Genomic DNA, 19,075 nt, shown 5'->3' on the forward strand with positions numbered 1-19,075 from the left:
CGATTACTCCTGTTTTATCGCAACACCCTATGGAGTTCTCAAGATGAAGAAACTGATTTCCGCACTCGCCGTGGCGCTGGCCATGACTGGGGTTCAAGCCGCTGCGCAGGACGTTGCCGAGATGAGCGACCTGGAATATGCGCATATTGCCTATACGGCGGACAACATCGACATTCGCTATGCCCATCTGGCGCTGGCGCTGTCGACCAACCCTGAGATCCACGAATTTGCAAACACCATGATCCGCGATCATACGGCGGTGAATGAAGCCGCGCTGGGGCTGCTGGATAAGCTTGGTGCAACGGCGCAGGACAATGCCTTCAGCCAGACCTTGAATGCCAATGCAGAAGAGATCATCGCCGGCTTTGTGAAGCTGCGCGGGGCGGAGTTTGATGCGGCTTATGCAGCCAATGAGCTGGCCTACCACAAGGCGGTGAATGAGCTGGTGGAGAACACCATGATCCCCAATATCGACAATGCCGAGGTGAGGGCGCTGTTTGAGCAGGGACTTGAGATCTTCAAGGCGCATGAGGTGCATGCAGAGATGATGGTGAAGGCGCTGCAGTGATGGGACGTGCGTTGTCACGCCGCGCCTTGATGGGAGGAGCGGTCGCGTCAGCGGCCGCTCTGACGATTCTGCGCGCCAAGACCACAGCGGCGAAACCCATGATCCATGAGGTGCGGATCACCTCCTTTACCTTTGAGCCGGAGCATCTGGAGGTGTCGGTGGGCGACATCATCCGCTGGACCAACGAAGATTTGGCACCGCATACGGCAACCGCGCTGGAGTTTGGCTGGGACACCGCCGAAATCGAGAAAGGCGCATCCGCGGAGGTGACCGTAACGGAGGGGATGGAGACATCCTATTTCTGCGTCTTTCATCCGCATATGACTGGCACGCTTTCGATTTCCTGATCCGCTGACAAGGCGCTCGCCTGAGGCGCAAAAGAAAACCCGCGCCGAAGGAGGTCTCCGGCGCGGGTTTGTTTTTCATTTCAGACCCTTATCAGGCGAAGTAGACGCCGGATTCTGCCATTGGCAGCTCTGCGATCAGCTGACTGTCATCTGTTAGAGCGGCAATCGCATTGGCCAGCGCTGGTGCGGAGGGCGGGGTGCCCGGCTCACCAATGCCGGTGGGCGCTTCGGCTGAGGCGATGATGTGGGTTTCAATCGCCTTGATGTCGGAAATCCGCAGGGGCTCGTAATCCGGGAAGTTGGATTGCTCCACAGCGCCGCCATCCAGCGTGATCTGGTCGCGCATGGCGTGGCCGATGCCGTAGCCGATGCCGCCTTCGATCTGCGCGCGCACGGTGTCCGGGTTGACGGCGATGCCGCAATCCACGGCGGCGGTGACTTTCTCGATCACGATGCCGTCGTCGTTGTTGCCCGAAATTTCCACCACTTCTGCCACGTAGGAGCCGAAGGATTTGTGCACGGCGATGCCCTGGGTACGACCGGCAGGAGCATTGCCCCAGCCCGCTTTTTCCGCAGCCAGTTTCAGTACGGCCGCCTTGCGGGCAGCGTCGCCTTCACCGGTCAGATAGGACAGGCGGAAGTCGACCGGATCCTGACCAGCGGCTTTCGCTGCCAGATCCATCATCACTTCCATCACATAGGCCGTATGCGTGTGGCCCACAGAGCGCCACCATAGAACGCTGGTCGCCTTTTGGGTGTCGGTCAGGCCGACAAACTGGCCGGGGATGGTGTAGGGGCTGTCCGCCACGCCCTCAACCGAGGAGTGGTCGATGCCGTCATGCACCAGCGCCGCTTCAAAGGCGGTGCCTTTGATCACAGACTGGCCTGCGATCTGGTGATCCCAGCCCACAATTGTCCCGGCATCGTCCAGACCCACGCGCACCTTGTGGCCAAAGGCCGGGCGGTAGTAGCCGCTGCGGATGTCATCTTCGCGGTCCCAGACCAGTTTCACCGGGCGGGAGCGATCGGTCATCACAAACGACAGGCCTGCTTCGACCTGATAGTCGGCATCAGGTGTCGCACGGCGGCCAAAGGAGCCACCAGCCAGCATGCTGTTGATCTCGATCTGTTCAGGCGGCAGTTGGAAGATCTGCTGATAGGCCATGTGGGTGCCTGTCGGCATCTGTGCGCCGTCATGCAGCACGATCTTGCCCTCAGCCGTCTGCTCGATGGTGCAGTTCAGCGGCTCCATCGGGGCATGGGCCAGAAGCGGGAAGTAGAAGGTTTTCTCTACCACTGTGGCCGCACCATCAACGGCGGCTTGCACCGCAGAGCGTTCGGCTTTGTTGACGTTGTAGGTTGGCTCAGCATTGAGCGCCGCCATGATCTCGTCTTTGATTTCCGCAGAGGAACGGCTCTCAGCGGCGGAATTGTCCCACTCAACTTCGATGGCGTTGCGGGCCTGCATGGCTGCCCAGGTGTTTTCGGCGTAGACCGCGACACCGTGTTTGGTGGGCAGGGCCTGCGCCATGATGAAGCCTTTGACGTCTTTGGCTGCACTGTCATCAAAGCTTGCCACAACGCCGCCTTTTTGCGGGGTGCGTTTGATCATCACAACCATCTGGTTGTCCAGATGCACGTCCATGGCGAATTGAGCCTGACCGTTGACCTTGATCGGGCTGTCCAGACGGCGGGTCGCGTCATTGCCGATGAGCTTCCACTCAGAAGCGTCGCGCAGGCGTGGCTCTGCGGGTACGTCCATTTCGGCAGCAGTGGCGACAAAATCGCCCATGGAAGCAGAGTTGCCACCACCGGTCACCATGCCATCCACGATGTCCAGAGAAGCGGCATCCACACCCCATTCTTTGGCGGCGGCGGAGATCAGCATCTCGCGCGCAGCCGCACCGGCATTGCGGTACTGCATCCAGGAGTTGGCCATGGCGGTGGAGCCGCCGGTGCCCTGGAAGGGGCCAAAGAACAGGTTGTTATAGACCTGCGGATCAGAGGGCGCGAACTCATAGGTGATCTGATCCATGGTCACGCCAAGCTCTTCGGCGATCAGCGTGGTTAGACCGGTGGCCGGGCCTTGGCCAAATTCGACGTGTTTGATGAGCGCGATTGCGCGGCCATCAGCGCCGATTTTCACAAACGGGTTGAGCGCTGCGTCCGCAGAGCTGGCAGCGGCCATAACGCCTTTGGCATTGGCACCGACATAAAGCGCGGCACCTGCGGCGGCGGCGGATTTCAGAAAGCCGCGACGAGAAAGAGTAGCAGTCATTGTCTTATGCCTCCAGAATTTCGGCTGCACGCTGCACACCAGCGCGGATGCGCTGGTAGGTGGCACAGCGGCAGGCGTTGCCATACATGTAGTCGTCGATTTCTTCGGCGGTGGGCTTGGCGTTTTCGCGCAGAAGGCCCACGGCGTTCATGATCTGGCCGGACTGGCAGTAGCCGCATTGCACAACGTCAAGCTCCAGCCATGCCTGCTGCACAGCCGCGCCGACTTTGTCTTCTTCCATCTTTTCGATGGTGGTGATTTCGGCGTCTTCCACATCTTCGATGTAGGTCTGGCAGGAGCGCACAGGCTCGCCGTTCAGATGCACGGTGCAGGCGCCGCAGGAGGCCACGCCGCAGCCAAATTTGGTGCCGGTCAGTTTCAGCTCATCGCGGATCACCCACAGCAGCGGGGTGCCCGGTTCAGCCTCGACCTCATGGGTCTTGCCGTTCAATTTCAGTGAGATTGCCATAGCTATCAGGTCTCCCTCTGGCTCAGTTATCAGTCTTTTGGTTGTTCGAACTCTGCAAATTGCTCTGCATAGTCCGGGTGCCACCGCGACAGGGCGGGGCGGTTTTCAAGGATGTCCCCCAAGGCCCAGGTCACGCGGCGCATGTCGCGTGCTTGGGATACGTCGTTGTCCGGGCAAAGGATGTAAAAATCCCCTACCGTCATGCGCGTTATCAAATGATCTACGGTTTGCTCAGATGTCCAAGCGCCGGCCGGTTTTTCGGGGATATGGCGCGAAATCATGCCGGTGTAGGTGAAGCCGGGCACAAACAGATGGGCGGAAATCGGCGCGCGGGCTTCGCGCAGCTCATGGGCGAGGCTTTCGGTGGCGACTTTCACGCCCGCCTTGGACACGTTGTAGGCCGGGTTGCCCGGTGGTGTGGTGATGCCCTGTTTGGAGCCTGTGTTGATCACAACAGCCGGGCGGTTTGCGGCCACCATGCGGGGCAGGAAGGCCTGCAGGCCGTTGATCACCCCAAAGAGGTTGACCTCCAGCGTTTTGCGCCAGGCCTCGGCGTGATCCCAGCTGCTGCTTGGCAGGCCGATGCCTGCGTTGTTCATCAAGACCGCCACATCGCCAAGCGCAAAGGCCGCGTCTGCAAGGGCCTGCACGGCGGTTGCATCGCTCACGTCTGTGGGCAGGGTGGTGACCTCGGCGCCTTCGGCTAGCAGATCGCCGATGGCCTCCGCCGCCTCAGAGAGCGCCTCGCCGGGCAGGTCCGCCAGCAGCACGCTCAGGCCATCCTGCGCAAAGCGTTGCGCAGCTGCAAAGCCGACGCCGCTTGCGCCACCAGTGACAACGGCCCAGCCGCCTGCCTGAAGTGCGTCTTGATACATGGTGTCTCTCGTTCCTGCGTCAGAGCTGCGATAAAAGGCGCTGAAGTGGCATGAGTTTCGTGAGCGGGAAAAGTGATGTTCGCGCTCACAAGATAGCACAGGGCGGGGCAAAGAGGTTGCCTGTTTCTCCAAATGATCTGCCTAATCCTCCAGAGCGGCGGCTTTTGTGTATTTTTCTGCAGCGTGACAGCCCTATATTTGTGGGGCAAAGGAGGCCCCGATGATCACAAAAGATTTTGTGCAGGACGTTTTTGACCATGTGGCGGAGCAGGGCGCATTGGGCGTTGGCTGTGTCACCGGGGTGGACGGGCTGTTTGCCTTTGCGGACCCGAATGTGAGCGATTGTACGCCGGGGTTTTATGAGCCGATCATGTGTCTGGTGTTGCAGGGCACAAAAGAAGCGCAGATTGGCGGGCGGGTGATCCGCTACACCGCGGGGGACACGCTGGTGGTCAGCCATGCGGTGCATGTGGAGTCTGCGGTGATACAGGCCAGCGCGGAGGCGCCTTATGTGGCGCTGGCACTGAAACTGGATCTGGCGTTGGCGCGCAGTCTATACGATGAGATTGGCGGGATCGGAGAGCCGAGCAAAGAGCTGCATTCGATGAATGTGGACAAGGGCGATGCGGCGCTGGTGGATGCGGTGGTCCGGCTTTATCAGCTGTCACGCGATCCGGTCGAGGCGCGGGCATTGGCGCCATTGGTGCTGAAAGAAATCCACTTCCGCCTGCTGCGGGCCCGGCATGGGGCGATGCTGCGCCAGCTTTTGCGCCATGAAAGCGCGGCGAGCCGGATTTCCAGGACCATTGCCTATATTCGCGCAAACTTCAAAACCCAGATCCCGGTGGCGGATCTGGCGGCGGAATCCGGCATGAGCGCATCGGCGTTTCATGAGCATTTCAAAGCGGTGACCTCGACCACGCCGCTGCAATACCAAAAAGAGCTGCGTCTGTTGGAGGCGCGGCGTCTGCTGTCGATCGGCAGCCTGACAGTGGCGGCGACGGCCTATGATGTGGGCTATGAAAGCCCGACACAGTTCAGCCGCGAATACTCCCGCAAGTTTGGCATTTCGCCAAGTGATCAGCGCAGTTCAGCGGCGGTTGCAGTCTGAGGCGGCTTTCAGCGGCCACAGGTCTTTGAAAAACCTGAAAAACACGCAGGTTGTGTCGGAAAAGCGCTTGCGGTGGCGGTTTTGCTTTCCCACTCTCCACGTAAAGGTTGAGGAGAGGGAGCCACAGGATGAAGACGCGGACCAAGGTTGTTGTGATTGGGGGCGGCATTGCGGGCTGCTCGACGCTCTATCACCTCACGCAGGAGGGCTGGAGCGATGTGATGCTTCTGGAGCGCGATGAGCTGACCTCCGGCACCACATGGCACTCTGCCGCGCAGGTCACCAATTTTGGGATGACGCAGACCATGGTCGGCTTGAAGAGCCATTCGATAAGGCTCTATCAGGAGCTGGCCAATGACCCTGAGTATCCGATCAACTATCACCACGGCGACGGTGGCATCCGGCTGGCCAACACTGAGGCGCAAATGGAGGGATACCGCCATTTTGCCTCCATGGCGCTGGGAATGGATGTCGATTTTGAGGTGATTGATGCGGAGGAATGCGCGCGGCGGCATCCGCTGATTTCCACAGACAACCTGCTGGGCGGGCTTTGGGACCCGATGGATGGGGACATTGATCCGGCGCAGCTGTGTCAGGCGCTGGCGCGGCGGGCGCGGCTTGCCGGGGCGGAGGTGCACCGGCACACGCCGGTGACAGCGTTGCGGCAGCTCAAAGATGATACTTGGGAGGTGGAAACACCCAAGGGCACGATCCACGCGGATATTGTGGTGAACGCCTGCGGCTACCGCGTGAATGAGGTGGGCGCGATGATGGGGGTGCATCATCCGGTGGCCTCTATGGAGCACCAGTATTTCCTGACCGAGGAGATCCCGGCCATTCGGGATGCGGGGCACCGGATGCCGCTGCTGCGCTGTCCGATCAGCGATTATTACTGCCGTCAGGAAAAGAACGGCCTGTTGCTCGGATTTTATGAGCAGGACTGCAAGACCTGGGGCATGGATGGGATTGATCCGAATTTCACCAACGCCCTTTGCCCGGATGATCTCGATCGGGTGACCGACGTTTTGGAAGGCGCCTTTGCGCGGATGCCCGCGCTGATGGAGGCGGGGATCCATACGGTGATCAACGGGCCGATCACCTACACGATTGACGGTGCACCGCTGGTGGGGCCGATCCCGGGCAAGCGCAACGCCTATTGCATCATTGGCCTGCGGGCCGGGCTGGGCGAGGGCGGTGGCCACGGTTGGCTGCTGGCGCAGCAGATCGTGCATGGAGAAGCCTGCTATGACACCTGGGTGATTGATCCGCGCCGGTTCACGGGCCATGGCAATGTGGAGCTGACCGCGCTGAAGGCGATTGAGGATTACCAGAACGAGTTCCGCTTTCACTTCCCCCATGAGCATCGTCCGGCGGGACGGCCGATCAAGACCACGCCTTTGACGCCGGTGCTGGCCGCAGAGGGCGCAGCATTTGGCGTGGTGAACGGCTGGGAGCGGATGGAGTACATCAAGCCGACCGCGGATTTTGAGGAAAGCCACAGCTTCGGGTTTACCGAGGTCGAGTCGCTTGTGGCCAAGGAGGTGGCTGCGGTGGCAAGCGGCGTCGGGCTGACCGAGGTGAGCGGGTTCAACAGGTTTGAGATCACCGGGGCGGATGCGCAGGGCTTTCTGGATCGGATGATTTGTGGCCGACTGCCGCGCAAAGAGGGGCGTGTCGGGCTGGGCTATCTGCTGAACGACAAGGGCATGCTGAAGAGTGAGGCCACGGTGGCCAATCTGCCTGCGAGCGCCACGGGGCCAGCGCGGATCTGGTATGGCTCTGCTGCGGCGGCGGAGTATCACGATATGGACTGGTTACGCAGCCATATCGGGGCCGATGAGGATGTGCATATACGCTCGCTGACCAATGATTTCACCATCCTTGTGCTGGCGGGCCCCAAGGCGCGGGACGTGCTTGCGGCGGCGGCGCGTGGCGATTGGTCAGCGGAAGGCTTCCCGTGGTTGTCCGTGCGCGAGACATTTGTGGGCATCGCGCCAGCGGTGGTGATGTCTGTGAGCTTTTCCGGGGAGTTGGCTTATGAACTTCATGTGCCCAACAACCAGCTCTATGCGGCCTATCTGGCGCTGCGCAAAGCAGGCGAGGCGCATGGGCTGACCCTGTTTGGCAGCCGCGCGGTGGAGGCGATGCGGCTAGAGAAAGGCTATCTGCATTGGAAGGCGGAGATCCTTACTGAGTTTGATCCCTTTGAGGCCGGTTTGGCGCGGTTTGTGACTTTGGACAAAGGGGCGTTTGTGGGGCGTGACGCCTTGCTGGCACGACAGGACGACGGGCCGCAGCGGCGCTTGGTCACGCTGAAGGTCGACACAGACGCGCTGCCTGCCCATGGCGGGGCGTCACTGATGGTTGAGGGCAAAGTTGTTGGCACCGTCACCTCGGGCGCATGGGGTCACCGCGTGGGGATGAACCTTGCCATGGCCTATGTGCTGCCGGAGCTGGCGAAGGTTGGCACGCGGATGCAAGCGGACCTTTGCGGTGGGCTTTACAACGCCGAAGTGATCACGCCGTCCCCCTATGACCCGGAGCTGACCAAGGTGCGCAGCTGAGGCGTCAGCCACTGTTTTTGAGCACATCAGCGGCGCGTAGCAAAAGGTCCTGATTGCCGGAGACAATGTCGCGCCGTGTGGTGAGATGCAGAAAGTCAGGGCGTGCGCCGAGGCCTTCAAGCGGGAGGCCGTCATTGTCGCCCACCCGCAGAGCCCGGCGCACGGCGATATTGGCCTCCACACCGGCAGCAAGCGGCGGCATGGGCGGCGCGCCTGCAGCCTGCGCGAAGCGGTCGATTTGGTCCAGTGACCAGACATTGGCCCCGCCCGCGCCGGTGGTGGGGTCAAGGCCGATGATCTTGCCGATCTTGTTGTCCTCAAACCCGGCGGCAAAATAATCGGTGGTGGAGTAGCTGAGTGCGTCGATGATGGCGACAACGGGGCCGGTGTAGCTGCCTTCCAAGCCCTGCCAGTGGGCGTCTTCGACGAGCTGGAAGCCTTGCGAAAACATCTGGCCGGTTTCCAGAACCATGTCGAGCGAGCGTTTCCAGCGGTGGAAAAACTCTGCGCCGCCAGAGAGTTTGCGGGTCGCGGGCGTGGCGAGGAAGGTGTTGCGGCTGAAGCTGACAGGTTTATCGGTGAGCAGGCGCAGGAGCGCTTCGCCTGCGGGGATGGTGCCGCCGGGGTTGGCACGCACATCCACGATCAGACCGGATTGTGGCATCTGCGCCAGGATGTTGGCCATATTCTCCACAAAGGCGCGGATGTTGTTTGTGTGAAAGGAAAAAATCCGCAGCACACCGTAGCTCTCCCCACTAGGCAGGGTGAGGATCGAAGGACGTATGCCGGGCGCGGCCTGCGTGGACCCCTGCAACTCATCCACGCGCAGGCCGGTGTCTGCGGCGGTCAGGCCCAGCACCTGACTGCGGGCGCGCAGCGGGCGGGAGAAGAGCGCCTGAAGCCCCTGGTTGATCACATCGGTGCCTGCGTCGAGCCCGAGCAGGGGCGCGCCACTCTCGGTGGTCCCTTCTGCCGCGCCGCCCTGTGCGCCCGCACCAACCGCAGGCGCGCTTGGGGCGATGACCACTTGCCACTGAAAAGTGGCGTTGCGCTGTGCGCCGGTGCCGTCGATGAAAGTGAGCGTGACCCAATCCTCATCAGGCGGTTGAGCATAGGCCATGGGGCGCAGGGTGAGCGCGCGCAGGGCAAGCGCGATGCGCGCCCAGGGGTTGGAGCCATTGGTTTGCCAAGAGAAATTCTCGATGAACGTGCGGATCGGGACGCCGTTCCAATGGGTGATCTCGACCCCGATATTGAAGTGGGGATCATCCGGCGCATTGATCAGCTTTGTCACAATCAACTTGCGCCGCTGATCCTCATAACAGCTCTCCAGCACAAAGGGCAGGAACGCGATCATCTGGTTCCAAGGAGCGGGCATGCGCACGGTGGTGTGGCGGTCCCGCAGGCTGGTGAAGATGCTCAGCAGACGGCGGAAGAAAGCGTGGGAGGAGAAATAAGCATCGGCATCATCGGCCAGCAGTTCGAGCTCGCGCACGGGGTTGATCGCCATGGAGCCGACCTTTTGTGGCAGATGCACGTAATAGTCACCCAAGACCTCGCGCAGGCGGTTGGCGATATCGCGACGCTCATCGGCGGGGATGGGCGTGTCTTGATTGCGGACGGCCCAGAGGGCAAGGGGCGGGTTGTCAGAGGGTTGTGGCATCAGGCGTCTCCCGGACCGGACAGGGCGAACTCGCCGATGGAGCCTTCCACATGAGGGTCCTGACCGGTGAGCTGGGCAAAAAGCGCGGCGTTGCCAAGGCCAAGGCCGCAGGGAGAGAGGCCCATGGCGGTGGCGGCGAGGTAGAAGGCCATATAGGCCGCACCGGTGGTTTTGAGCTGTGTGGCATAGGCCATGCCGGAATATTTCCACTGCATGCGCTGAAAGCGGCTGCCAAAGGTCAGCACTGCATCGGGGGCAGAGGTCATGGCCATGGCGGTGAGCGCATCATTGGCCAGCGCAGCGCAGGCGGCGTCCCAGTCGCGCAGCAAGAGGAGCTCGTGGCTGGCTGCCGCATAAAAGTAGAACCCGGGGCGCAGGCCGGCGACGTTTTGTGCGGTGATGTAGATTTCAGACTCATAGGCGCCACCACCGGAAGGATAGGGGCGGGAGGTGAAGCTGCCGAGGTCGGTTTCAAAATGTGATCGGATGCGGGCGGTGCGGTAGAGAAAGACGCCGAGTTCCGTCAGCGTCAGAGCGCGGCGCATGCGCGGGCGTCGCGAGCTGCGCAGCTCCACTGCTTGTGTCAGCGGCAGGTCGGTGGCCGAGAGCGCGGCCAGATCTGCTGCCATCAGCGGAACGCGGCCAAGGTTTTCCGGCTCCGGATGCAGGGCGGGCTGGGCGTAGATGTCGTCTTTGAACTGGAAGGTTGCGCCGATGGGATCATGGGTGAACCCCATGCGGGAGCGGGCGTGAAAGGCGAGGTCTTGCGGCTCCCACTGGCGCAGAGTGTCGTTGTGATCCTCCGCCAGTTTGCCGTCCTCATCCACCGCGCCGATGATGCCCGCAACAGACAGCATGGCGCAGATGGTGTCGCGCTGGCTGGCCGGGATGCGCCCCTGAGAGAGGCCTGCGGCGGTTGCGCCTTCGGTGAAGAGGGCGATGAGCTTGGAGCCGGTGACGGTGTCGGTGCGCAGGCTGGCGCGATAGCCTGAGAGCGGGCGCTCCAAGATCAGAGTGTCGCCTTCGCGCCGGATGTTTGTGAAACGCGACAGCCGGTAGGGGGTCTCCGGATCCGGTTCAGGCTGCAGCGGGGGAAGCACGTATTGCTGGATCGGCCAGATGGTGATGACGGCCTCGTCGCGCTCCTCTGAGCCGTAGCGCAGACACCCCATCGCGCCGAGGGTCAGGAGCGCGCTTTGCAACACGTCCTCAGCCATGGACTGGCCCGCGTCGCGCGCCTCAATGCTGGCTTTGGCGATGGCCGCTGTTGGCGTGCCGTCCGGATCTGAAAGCAGCGCGCGCAGGGACTCCACGAAGTCGGGGGCATTCACCGAGTGCGGCGTAAGCGCGGTGTCCAGCAGCGTTGCGGTGTCTTGATCCTGAGGGGGATCTATCCAGAGGTGCATGGCGGCCTCCTTTCTCAGAGGAACATCGCAATGGGGTTGAGCTGTTCCTCGGTCAAAGCGCGCTCTATCCGGCCCATTTTGACCGGCACGTCATAGAGACGACCGGGGGCGTAGCGCGCCCAGAAATGGCGCAGGCCGGGGGCGAAGACACGCACCACCGGGAGGCCAATATCGGCGCGGGTTTGGTTGATCACCAAGACCTCATGGCCTGCATTCTCGACGCGCGAGATGGCGTCGCGCAGCGTGTCGGTGATGCGGGGGGCGGAGATCTGTGGATAGTCTGCGAGCTTGCGCGGTGTGCCGGTCGGCACGAGGTAGGGCTGGTTTTCATAGGTGGCGGTTTGCCACCAGTTCAGGCTGTCGGGATCGTCAAAGGCATAATGCGTGCGCCCGTCCACGCCGACGCTGAGCACAGCGGGCATGAACTGGTTCATTTCGGTGAGCGCGCGCAAGATGCCCACGCGGGCGTCCAGATGTGCACCAAAGCCCATGACGATGTCCTCTGTCGGCCCGCCGACGCGGCGGTTGATGGCGACAAATGAGGGGATGCCAAGATCGGTGGTGATGTCGAGCACGTGGAACTCGCGCTTGTGCTGGGCGTAAAAGGCGCGGTTCTCGGCCACAAACGCATCATCCAGACCGGCAAGATCAACCTCGGCCATGGGCAGGCGGTTGTACCACCAGATGGCCACGGAATCCCGCTCAACAAGCTCCATCAGCCCTTGCAGAAAAGCATCCTCATAGCTGGAACCCGCCGCCGCACCGTTGCTGTCAGCCCAGGAGGTGAAACGGTTGTTGGGCGCGGGGTAGGAGTAAAACAGCAGGGAGGTGGGCAGGTATTTCATGCGCTCTTCGGTAACGGACCAGACCGGGGTCCAGTCGACCACCTCATCTGCGGTTTGCTTTTCCGGGACGATCTGGAACTGGCTGCCGCGGGCGTTCCATTCCTCGCGATCCTGATATTGCTTGTCGGAATAAAGCATCAGGTCATTGGGGTGCAGCGCGCTGTCGCCCAGCATTTCAAGGGAGGCAGGAACGCGCAGTTCCTCGCCGCGATACTTGCCGGAGTAGCGCTCCAGCGCCTCACAGAGCGCGGAGGTGCGGGCCTGCTGATCGGTGCGTCCTTTGCCGGAGGACACCGAGCGCAGGTTCTGCTTGAGGCCCCAGAGGCCATTGGGTTTGACCGCCAGATTGTTGCCCGCAGAATAAGTGCGCAGCGGGGTGACGCCATTGTAGGGCGAGGGAGTGAGCTCTTTGATGACGCCGGTGAGCGGGCTGATGTGGATGGCGTATCTCTCAAAGGTTTGCGCGGCACTGGCGGCGCGTTCGCCATTCTCGACCCCATCGGCGGCGTCGCGGTCCTCAAACTGTTGCGGAGCGCCGCCCACCATTCCGAGGCTGGGGGTGCCGCAACAAGCACATTGCGGACGTTTGAGCAGGCGGTGCGGTTTGCGCTCCAGCGTGAGCGGCATGAGCTGGTTGAGCACGCCTGCAACTTCGGGGTTCTGGCCGGACACGATGTAGCGCATCAGCTGGGTCGTGGCTGAGGCAAGCGCTTGTGCATAAAAGGCATCTGACTGCACCACAGGGCGCGGAGGCGCGCCTTTGATGGCCATGCGGCCCGCGAGCATCACCTCGACATCGCGGTTTTCCAGAAGGCGGCTTTCCAGACATTCCCAACATCCTGTTGTACCGGGGATGAAGAGCGGCCCGACCAGCGGCGCCAGCCCCCAGGGGCGCACCAGAAGCCAGGGCTGGCCATTGGCCTGAAGCCGCGCGTTGAGCGGGCGCAGGGTTTCGTCGAGGTAGTCTTCGACCACAACAAGCGTGATGCGTCCGGCCTCCTGATCCACAGAAAGACCTGCGGATTGCGCCCAAGCGATGGCATTGGCCTGCTCGCTGGCATTGGGGGCCACAACCGTGACCGGGAATTGCGCGAGCTGTGCGCGGGCGGCCTGACTGTTCATGCCAAGGGACGACCAGAAAAGCGCCTCCTCGGGGCTGGCTTCAGGGTCGGCTTCGCGCAGATGGCCGGCCTGCGTGAGATAATCCAGCGCGGCGTAGACTTCCTCAGGAGTGGCAATGGAGGCGAGCAGGGCGGCAATGTCCTCGCGGCTGTTCTGCCCGTTCAGAAGCGGAAGCAGATGGGAGAGGATATGCCCCTCAAGCGCAAAACTGTCGGAATCTGAGAGCAGTACATGGCCTTCGCCATAGACGGTATAGGCTTGATAATTTTCCTTCAGAATTGGGCGGATGAGCATGAGAGACCTCAGGGATTGTGGGCAAAGCGCTGAAATAAAATGAGAGCGTGGCATCGCCCGCGAAATGCGTGCGGGCGATGCAGAGGACTAAACCGGGGCGGGCTTAGCCGTAGGGGTAGGTGGCCACAGTGGCGCCACAGCCGTAGCTGGCCGCGCCGCCCATTGGTTGCAGCTCCATCGCGGAGCGCAGCGTGGAGACAGTTGCGTGGCTCATGGCGGCGGGGGTGAGTTCCATGGTGAGCGAGTCCCCCGCGCAGCCGTAGCAGGCGGCGCTGCCCACGGTGCCTGCAGTGCCACCAAAGGAGCCTGCGCTGCCGATGGTGCCTGCGCTGCCCCAGCAACCGCCCATCATCGGATCCTGCAGATCCCCCATATCCGCGACACAGCCGCAATAGGTGGCAAAGGACCCCATGGTGGCTCCGGACAGACGGGTTGAGCTGATGTCAGCCATATTGGCCTTGAAGGTCCCTTGGGCGGTGGCCGCTGTCATCGTTGTTGGCTGACATGGGCCAAAAGGGATCATATTGGCGCGCTCGGTCTGCAGATCGGCGACAATGCCTGCGGACCCATAGGTGCCCACGGTGCCTGCGCTGCCTGCTGTGCCGCCGACGGAGCCAAGGCATCCGACGGTGCCGAAGGTGCCATTGCAGCCGCCTGCCATGGGCTCTGCGGAAAGGGGCGCAGGTTGCGAGACCAGCGAGCCGATGGTTTTCAGCGACGCGGTGGTTTGTTGCGTGGCGACGGTTGGCTTGATTGACGCTTGTGTGAGGCGGGAGGCCACGGTTTGCAGCGTCGCTATGGTTGGTTTGACCGATGCGATGGTGGGCTGTGTCACCACACTGCCGGTGCAGGGATCCACGGGGGTGAGCTTGGCGCTATCCCCAGCACTGCCGTAGCAGGCTCCCGTGCCGACAGTGCCAGCGGTGCCGCCAAAGGTGCCTGCGCTGCCGATGGTGCCGGCGCTGCCCCAGCAGCCGCCCATCATCGGATCGCCATAGGTGCTGCCGGAAAGGCGGGTGGAGGAAATGGGGGGCGGCTGGCTCACCAGACTGGCCTGTGATTGCAGTGAGCCGATGGTGGGCTTGATGGTCGCGTCGGTTGGCTGCGTCGGGATGCATGGCTGAGTCGGCACGCAGGGCTTTGTCAGGATGCAAGGCGGTTGGCTTGGCAATGTGGGAATGCACGGTTGCGTGGGTTGCGTAGGGACGCAGGGCTGTGTGGGCTGCGTTGGGACGCAAGGTTGCGTGGGTTGTGTTGGAATGCAGGGCTGTGTTGGTCGCGTGGCGACAGTGGGTTGCGTCGGAACACAGGGGCGGCTGACCAGCGAGCCAATGGTGGGTTTGATGCTTGCGATGGTTGGCTGGGTCTGAATTGTCGGCTGGGTCGGCTTTGTGAATGCGGTTGCGGCGGGGCCTTCGGGATCGGGTATCCCGGCTGAGCCGTAAGAGCCGACAGTGGCCGCGGAACCCGCCGTGCCGCCAATGGACCCAAGTGAGCCAGCGGTTCCGAAGGAGCCTACGCAACCGCCCATATAGGTGGCCGTGGTGCCTGATTGATCGGTGTACATTTGGGGTCCTCCTTGAAAATCACTTTGGTCTGAACTGTCTTGGGATGCGTCGCCCTGATCCGGGCTTTCGGCGGTATCGACGGCGGTTTGCGAACACTGGCTTCCTTGGTCGGCGGGGGCGGCGGCATAGGTGCCGTAGGAGTAGCCGTAGGCCACCATGCCCTGCGCCGCCTGTTCCTGCGCTTTGAGATTGAGCGCACCGGTGACCATGCGCTGGGCATCCGGCAGGGCGGGGACAAGATCCTTGTCCATATCGACGCCGGAGATGTCCTCAATGCCGATGTCTTTGAAGGCGGAGGCCAGATCCGCGAAGGCGCTTTGGGCGTAATTGGCGTCCTGTGAGGCGGTGGAAATGATTTGCGCCCAGGCGAGCTGTATATCAGGCGCAGGTCGGGATGTATCGGGGGGCGGGGTCTCTGCACCTTCGGCGGATTCAGCGGAGTCGCCTTTGGGTGATGAGTCTGGTTTCTTGGCCATCTCAACTCCATCAATTTGAAATTTGAAATTTGCGGCGCCCGTATTGGTGAAATTGAATGGGTATTCAGGCGCGGTATTTTTGGAATGCTATTTTTTATATCACTTTACGGTGATGTGCATAAGTCAGATATCCACGACTTTGCGTGGATTTGAGGTCTGTTAATTTTTACCAATACACGTAAATGGGTATTCGTGATGTAGATTATGATATTGATTTTGTGTATTTATTTTAGGTTTGAATTGTCGAGTTTGGTGTGAAGTTTTTTGTCTAAACACTTTTAAATAAAGTCCACATCGGCATTAATTTGCATTGTGCGGGCTTATTTGAGCGGTAATTCGCGCAGTAACGGGTGTTTTGTATGAGGTAAAAAAAAGAGCCCCGCCATTTGCGGAGCTCTTTGTTTTGAATATGAGTTTCTTATTTGGGGGCGTTTTTGCCGCGCTTCTTTCTCAGTTGCGCGATTTTTTTGCGTTCCCATTCTGCGCCGTGGCTTTCCACATGTTCCTGCGCAATTTGCAGAGCGCCCAGCCCCTTGCGGTTGCGGAAGAAGAAATCGATGCCCAATTCGGCAAGCTCTTCCATATGGCGGATCAGAGCGGCTGGTTTGATGTCCTGATCTTCGGCGATCAGATGGGCGACTGTTTCGCCGAGGCCTGTGCGCCAGTTGATGTCGCAGCCTTTTTCCAGCAGCACCTGAATGAGTGCCATGCGGCGAGATTTGCCCATGGAGGCCACATGCAGCGCATTGTGGTTGTCCGCGTTGCGGGCGTCTTTGTTGGCGCCAAGATCGCAGAGCTCGGCCAAGGCCTCTTTCTTCTCTGCTTTGGCTGCGAGATGCAGGGGCGTGTTGTTGTTCGGATCGGTCACATTCGCACGCGCGCCGAGCTTCACAAGGGCGCGGATGTTGGAAGCGTGGCCGGAGGCGGCGGCATAGTGCAGGGGAGTGAGGCCGTTGCTGTCGATCTCGTTGACCTCTGCGCCCATACCCACAAGCGCCTTGATGGCTTTGGTGCCCTCAGAGCGGCTCGAGCCAGCTGCCAGATGCAGCGGGGTGACGCCTTCGCGGTCTTTGGCAACAGGGCTGAGGCCCATGTCATAAAGCGCGTTGATGCCCGGCATGTTCTTGGCGTCGGCAGCAGAGTGCATGGCGGTGCGCCCGCGATCATCCTCTGCTTCGATTTCCGCGCCCAGCAGGCTGAGGATATCCAGCTTTTTCTTGGCCAGCGGAGAGCGGGCGGCGTAGTGAAATGCGCCTTCGCCGATTTCGGAGGTGGCGTTGACGTCCACGCCTTCCTCGATCACCTTTTCAAAGATCTCAAGGTCGGAGCAGCGCGCGGAGGAGTGAATCAGGCCTTCGCCAAAGCGGTTCAGGGTTTTGGTGTTTGCGCCAAGCTGGGAGAGGGTGGCAAAGGATTTGCGGCCCAGAGCCTCCATGGTGGAGTTGATCGGGGTTTCGCCCTGTTTGTTCTCCATCTCCAGATCAGCGCCGAACTCATGCAGCTTTTTGATCACTTCGATATGGCCGAATTTGGCCGCGAAGTGCAGCGGGGTTTCTTCGAACTCGTTCTTGCAGTTCACGTTGACGCCGCTTTCCAGCAGGGTCTGCAGAATTTCCATGCGCCCCCAGCGTGCCGCATCATGCAGCAGGCTGGTGCCGTAGCTGCGGTGTTTGGAGAGATCCGCGCCCAGTTTTTCAAGCGCGCGGAAGGAGGCGGGGTTTTCGGCGTTGATGGTGAGGAAGATCGGGGTTTCTTGACGGCCGTTGGTGGCCTCAAGATCTGCGCCAAGGCTTTGCAGTTTGCGCATGGCGACAAGCTGGCTGGCCGCAGAAGCTGCGTGCAGCGCGGTGTTGCCTTTGTTGTCGCGGTCCTCAAGGCCGATGCCGAGGCCCACAAGGCGGTCAAACAGGCGCACATCGCCCAGAGCCGCAGCCTTGTGCAGAATGGTGCCACCATCAAAGCGGCGGGCATCCGGTTTGGCGCCCATTTTGATCAGCGCATCAAAGATCTGTCCGCCGTCACGCGACGAGACATAAAAGAGCGGGGTTTCACCGCGGTTGTCAGTCACTTCGAGGTCGGCGCCGGCGGCGATGAGGGCCTCAACCGTGTGCAGTTGGCCGGATGTGACGGCCATATGCATTGGCGTCATGCCGCTGTCGCCGGGGGAGGCGAGGTCCAGCCCGAAGGCTGCGAGCTTGGTGATCGCGGCCACGTTGCCTGCGCGGGCGGCCACATGCATGGGCGTCAGTTTCTGCGGGCTTGGCAGGATGAAATTGAACCCAAAGCCGACGAGACGATCGAGTTTGGCCTCGGGGGCGTCAGAGCGCACCGCGCCTTCGAGCGCTTGAAAGAAGATCATGTGGCTGCGGTCATCAGAGGCCAGCGCGGCATTGATCACATGGGACATGGTGGCGAGGCTGCCGTAGCGGGCAGCCCATGTGACGGCGGAGGCCTCAGCGGTCAGTGCGAGGTCGATGCGCGCGCCGCTGTCGATCAGGAAGGCAAACACATCAGGGCGCTGCAGGGTGGCGGCAAAGAGCAGGGGGCTTGTGCCGTAAGCACCCTGAAAGTTCACACCGCTGCCGACACGGGCATTTTCACGCACGGTGGCAAAATCGTCGGTGGCAATGGAGATCATCAGTTCCGAGATGTCGCCATCGCGCAGAAGATCAGCAACCGGGCCGCTGGGGTCATCTGCCGGAATCGTCTTAATAAGGGCAAAGATGTCTTCGGCTGTTTCAGCCTTCACGCGTTGATCCAATTTTCGGCTCCCATCGGTTGATGGCTTATTCGAGTAGAGGCTAGAAGTTGACGGTTTCTGAAAATCAAACAGAGGTTCGATAAAATGCCGGGTATCTGGCGCGTGCTGACGTTGCGGGACAGGGCTTGAGGGCGGCGCAGCGGTCTTCAGAGGAGCTCCATGCGCGCTGTGAAACGGATTTTCGGGGGCGATGTGGCCGAATTTTCCAGAAAAATAGCGCGGTGCTGGAAAAACTAGGCCAAAATTACACCTTTGATGGCCGAATTTGTCAGAGTTTCATAAAAACAAATACTTATGCGGAAAACTGCTTAGAATTTTAGGCGTCATTTGCGCAGGAAACGTCCCGGTTTAAGAGGCTCTCTTCACATTTTTGAGAGCGCTGGCCGGAACTGTCAGCGAGTTGTCCGGCGCGAACATGTTGGGCTTATGCAAAGTTACCCATATTGGCCTCACAGGGCGGGCCGCAGGGTTCGTCAAAGCTTAAACACCAAGCCCGAAACCACAGAGCTTTAGGAGGATGCGATGACTGAGTTCACAGTGACCACACCGTCGAATTTGCGCGCTGCCGTTTGCCCTAAGCCTGCGATGACGGGGTTGGTCACTTCACTTGTTTTCCAGTTGCGACGGGACACCTTACTTTAAGCCGCAACTGAAATCCCCGGTCGTCTGCGTAACCCCCTCTCCCTCCTCCCCCCCCACACGCAGATGATCGGGGACTCTATTTTTAA

The 19,075-nt window shown here is 60.9% G+C and carries 12 protein-coding genes; 4 read left to right on the forward strand and 8 right to left on the reverse strand.

The features are described 5' to 3' along the window. Positions 1-43: 43 nt before the first annotated feature. Positions 44-568, forward strand: a complete 525-nt coding sequence (locus J7412_RS06615) for a DUF4142 domain-containing protein (RefSeq protein WP_209077946.1) — start codon at positions 44-46, stop codon at positions 566-568. Continuing rightward, the gene (locus J7412_RS06620; RefSeq protein ID WP_209077947.1) at positions 568-915 is read left to right on the forward strand and encodes a cupredoxin domain-containing protein; all 348 of its coding nucleotides are present in this window, start codon (positions 568-570) and stop codon (positions 913-915) included. Before J7412_RS06615 ends, J7412_RS06620 begins: the two co-directional genes overlap by 1 nt. 91 nt (positions 916-1,006) lie before the next feature. Here J7412_RS06620 and J7412_RS06625 read toward each other — a convergent pair whose 3' ends face one another. From J7412_RS06625 to J7412_RS06635, 3 genes are read right to left on the reverse strand one after another with little or no spacing between them, the layout of a single operon-like run. Continuing rightward, positions 1,007-3,193, reverse strand: coding sequence for a molybdopterin cofactor-binding domain-containing protein (locus J7412_RS06625; protein ID WP_209077948.1), 2,187 nt, complete (start codon positions 3,191-3,193; stop codon positions 1,007-1,009). Positions 3,194-3,197: 4 nt separating this feature from the next. Further along, entirely contained in the window at positions 3,198-3,662 is a 465-nt protein-coding gene (locus J7412_RS06630; protein ID WP_209077949.1) for a (2Fe-2S)-binding protein, read from the reverse strand. A 29-nt stretch (positions 3,663-3,691) separates the two neighbouring features. Beyond that, on the reverse strand, positions 3,692-4,537 hold the full coding sequence (locus tag J7412_RS06635) for an SDR family NAD(P)-dependent oxidoreductase (RefSeq protein ID WP_209077950.1): 846 nt from the start codon (positions 4,535-4,537) through the stop codon (positions 3,692-3,694). 220 nt (positions 4,538-4,757) lie between these two features. Here J7412_RS06635 and J7412_RS06640 point away from each other — a divergent pair, with 220 nt between their 5' ends. Further along, positions 4,758-5,648 carry an AraC family transcriptional regulator gene (locus J7412_RS06640; protein ID WP_209077951.1) on the forward strand — a complete coding sequence of 297 codons (891 nt, stop codon included), beginning with the start codon at positions 4,758-4,760 and terminating at the stop codon, positions 5,646-5,648. Between the two features lie 128 nt (positions 5,649-5,776). Next, the gene (locus J7412_RS06645; RefSeq protein ID WP_209077952.1) at positions 5,777-8,212 is read left to right on the forward strand and encodes an FAD-dependent oxidoreductase; all 2,436 of its coding nucleotides are present in this window, start codon (positions 5,777-5,779) and stop codon (positions 8,210-8,212) included. Between the two features lie 4 nt (positions 8,213-8,216). Here J7412_RS06645 and J7412_RS06650 read toward each other — a convergent pair whose 3' ends face one another. The 5 genes from J7412_RS06650 to J7412_RS06670 form a co-directional block, all read right to left on the reverse strand. Then, complete coding sequence (locus J7412_RS06650) at positions 8,217-9,875, reverse strand: S41 family peptidase (RefSeq protein ID WP_209077953.1); 1,659 nt, start codon at positions 9,873-9,875, stop codon at positions 8,217-8,219. Further along, positions 9,875-11,281: a SagB family peptide dehydrogenase gene (locus tag J7412_RS06655; protein ID WP_209077954.1), complete on the reverse strand. Its 1,407-nt coding sequence runs from the start codon at positions 11,279-11,281 to the stop codon at positions 9,875-9,877. The genes J7412_RS06650 and J7412_RS06655 overlap by 1 nt, the downstream gene beginning before the upstream one ends. 14 nt (positions 11,282-11,295) lie before the next feature. Further along, the gene (locus J7412_RS06660) at positions 11,296-13,542 is read right to left on the reverse strand and encodes a TOMM precursor leader peptide-binding protein (protein WP_209077955.1); all 2,247 of its coding nucleotides are present in this window, start codon (positions 13,540-13,542) and stop codon (positions 11,296-11,298) included. Between the two features lie 103 nt (positions 13,543-13,645). Beyond that, on the reverse strand, positions 13,646-15,586 hold the full coding sequence (locus tag J7412_RS06665) for a thiocillin family RiPP (RefSeq protein WP_209077956.1): 1,941 nt from the start codon (positions 15,584-15,586) through the stop codon (positions 13,646-13,648). Positions 15,587-16,004: 418 nt separating this feature from the next. Then, on the reverse strand, positions 16,005-18,347 hold the full coding sequence (locus tag J7412_RS06670) for an ankyrin repeat domain-containing protein (RefSeq protein ID WP_209077957.1): 2,343 nt from the start codon (positions 18,345-18,347) through the stop codon (positions 16,005-16,007). Positions 18,348-19,075: the final 728 nt, after the last annotated feature.

It is taken from the genome of Shimia sp. R9_3 (genome assembly GCF_017743755.1).
GTDB lineage: Bacteria > Pseudomonadota > Alphaproteobacteria > Rhodobacterales > Rhodobacteraceae > Shimia.

Excerpts from the sequence above, each read along its gene's own strand:
- J7412_RS06630 (WP_209077949.1), bottom strand. The coding sequence starts at position 3,662 with ATGGCAATCTCACTGAAATTGAACGGCAAGACCCATGAGGTCGAGGCT.
- J7412_RS06660 (WP_209077955.1), bottom strand. The coding sequence starts at position 13,542 with ATGCTCATCCGCCCAATTCTGAAGGAAAATTATCAAGCCTATACCGTC.
- J7412_RS06640 (WP_209077951.1), top strand. The coding sequence starts at position 4,758 with ATGATCACAAAAGATTTTGTGCAGGACGTTTTTGACCATGTGGCGGAG.
- J7412_RS06655 (WP_209077954.1), bottom strand. The coding sequence starts at position 11,281 with ATGCACCTCTGGATAGATCCCCCTCAGGATCAAGACACCGCAACGCTG.
- J7412_RS06645 (WP_209077952.1), top strand. The coding sequence starts at position 5,777 with ATGAAGACGCGGACCAAGGTTGTTGTGATTGGGGGCGGCATTGCGGGC.
- J7412_RS06650 (WP_209077953.1), bottom strand. The coding sequence starts at position 9,875 with ATGCCACAACCCTCTGACAACCCGCCCCTTGCCCTCTGGGCCGTCCGC.
- J7412_RS06665 (WP_209077956.1), bottom strand. The coding sequence starts at position 15,586 with ATGGCCAAGAAACCAGACTCATCACCCAAAGGCGACTCCGCTGAATCC.
- J7412_RS06615 (WP_209077946.1), top strand. The coding sequence starts at position 44 with ATGAAGAAACTGATTTCCGCACTCGCCGTGGCGCTGGCCATGACTGGG.
- J7412_RS06625 (WP_209077948.1), bottom strand. The coding sequence starts at position 3,193 with ATGACTGCTACTCTTTCTCGTCGCGGCTTTCTGAAATCCGCCGCCGCC.
- J7412_RS06620 (WP_209077947.1), top strand. The coding sequence starts at position 568 with ATGGGACGTGCGTTGTCACGCCGCGCCTTGATGGGAGGAGCGGTCGCG.
- J7412_RS06635 (WP_209077950.1), bottom strand. The coding sequence starts at position 4,537 with ATGTATCAAGACGCACTTCAGGCAGGCGGCTGGGCCGTTGTCACTGGT.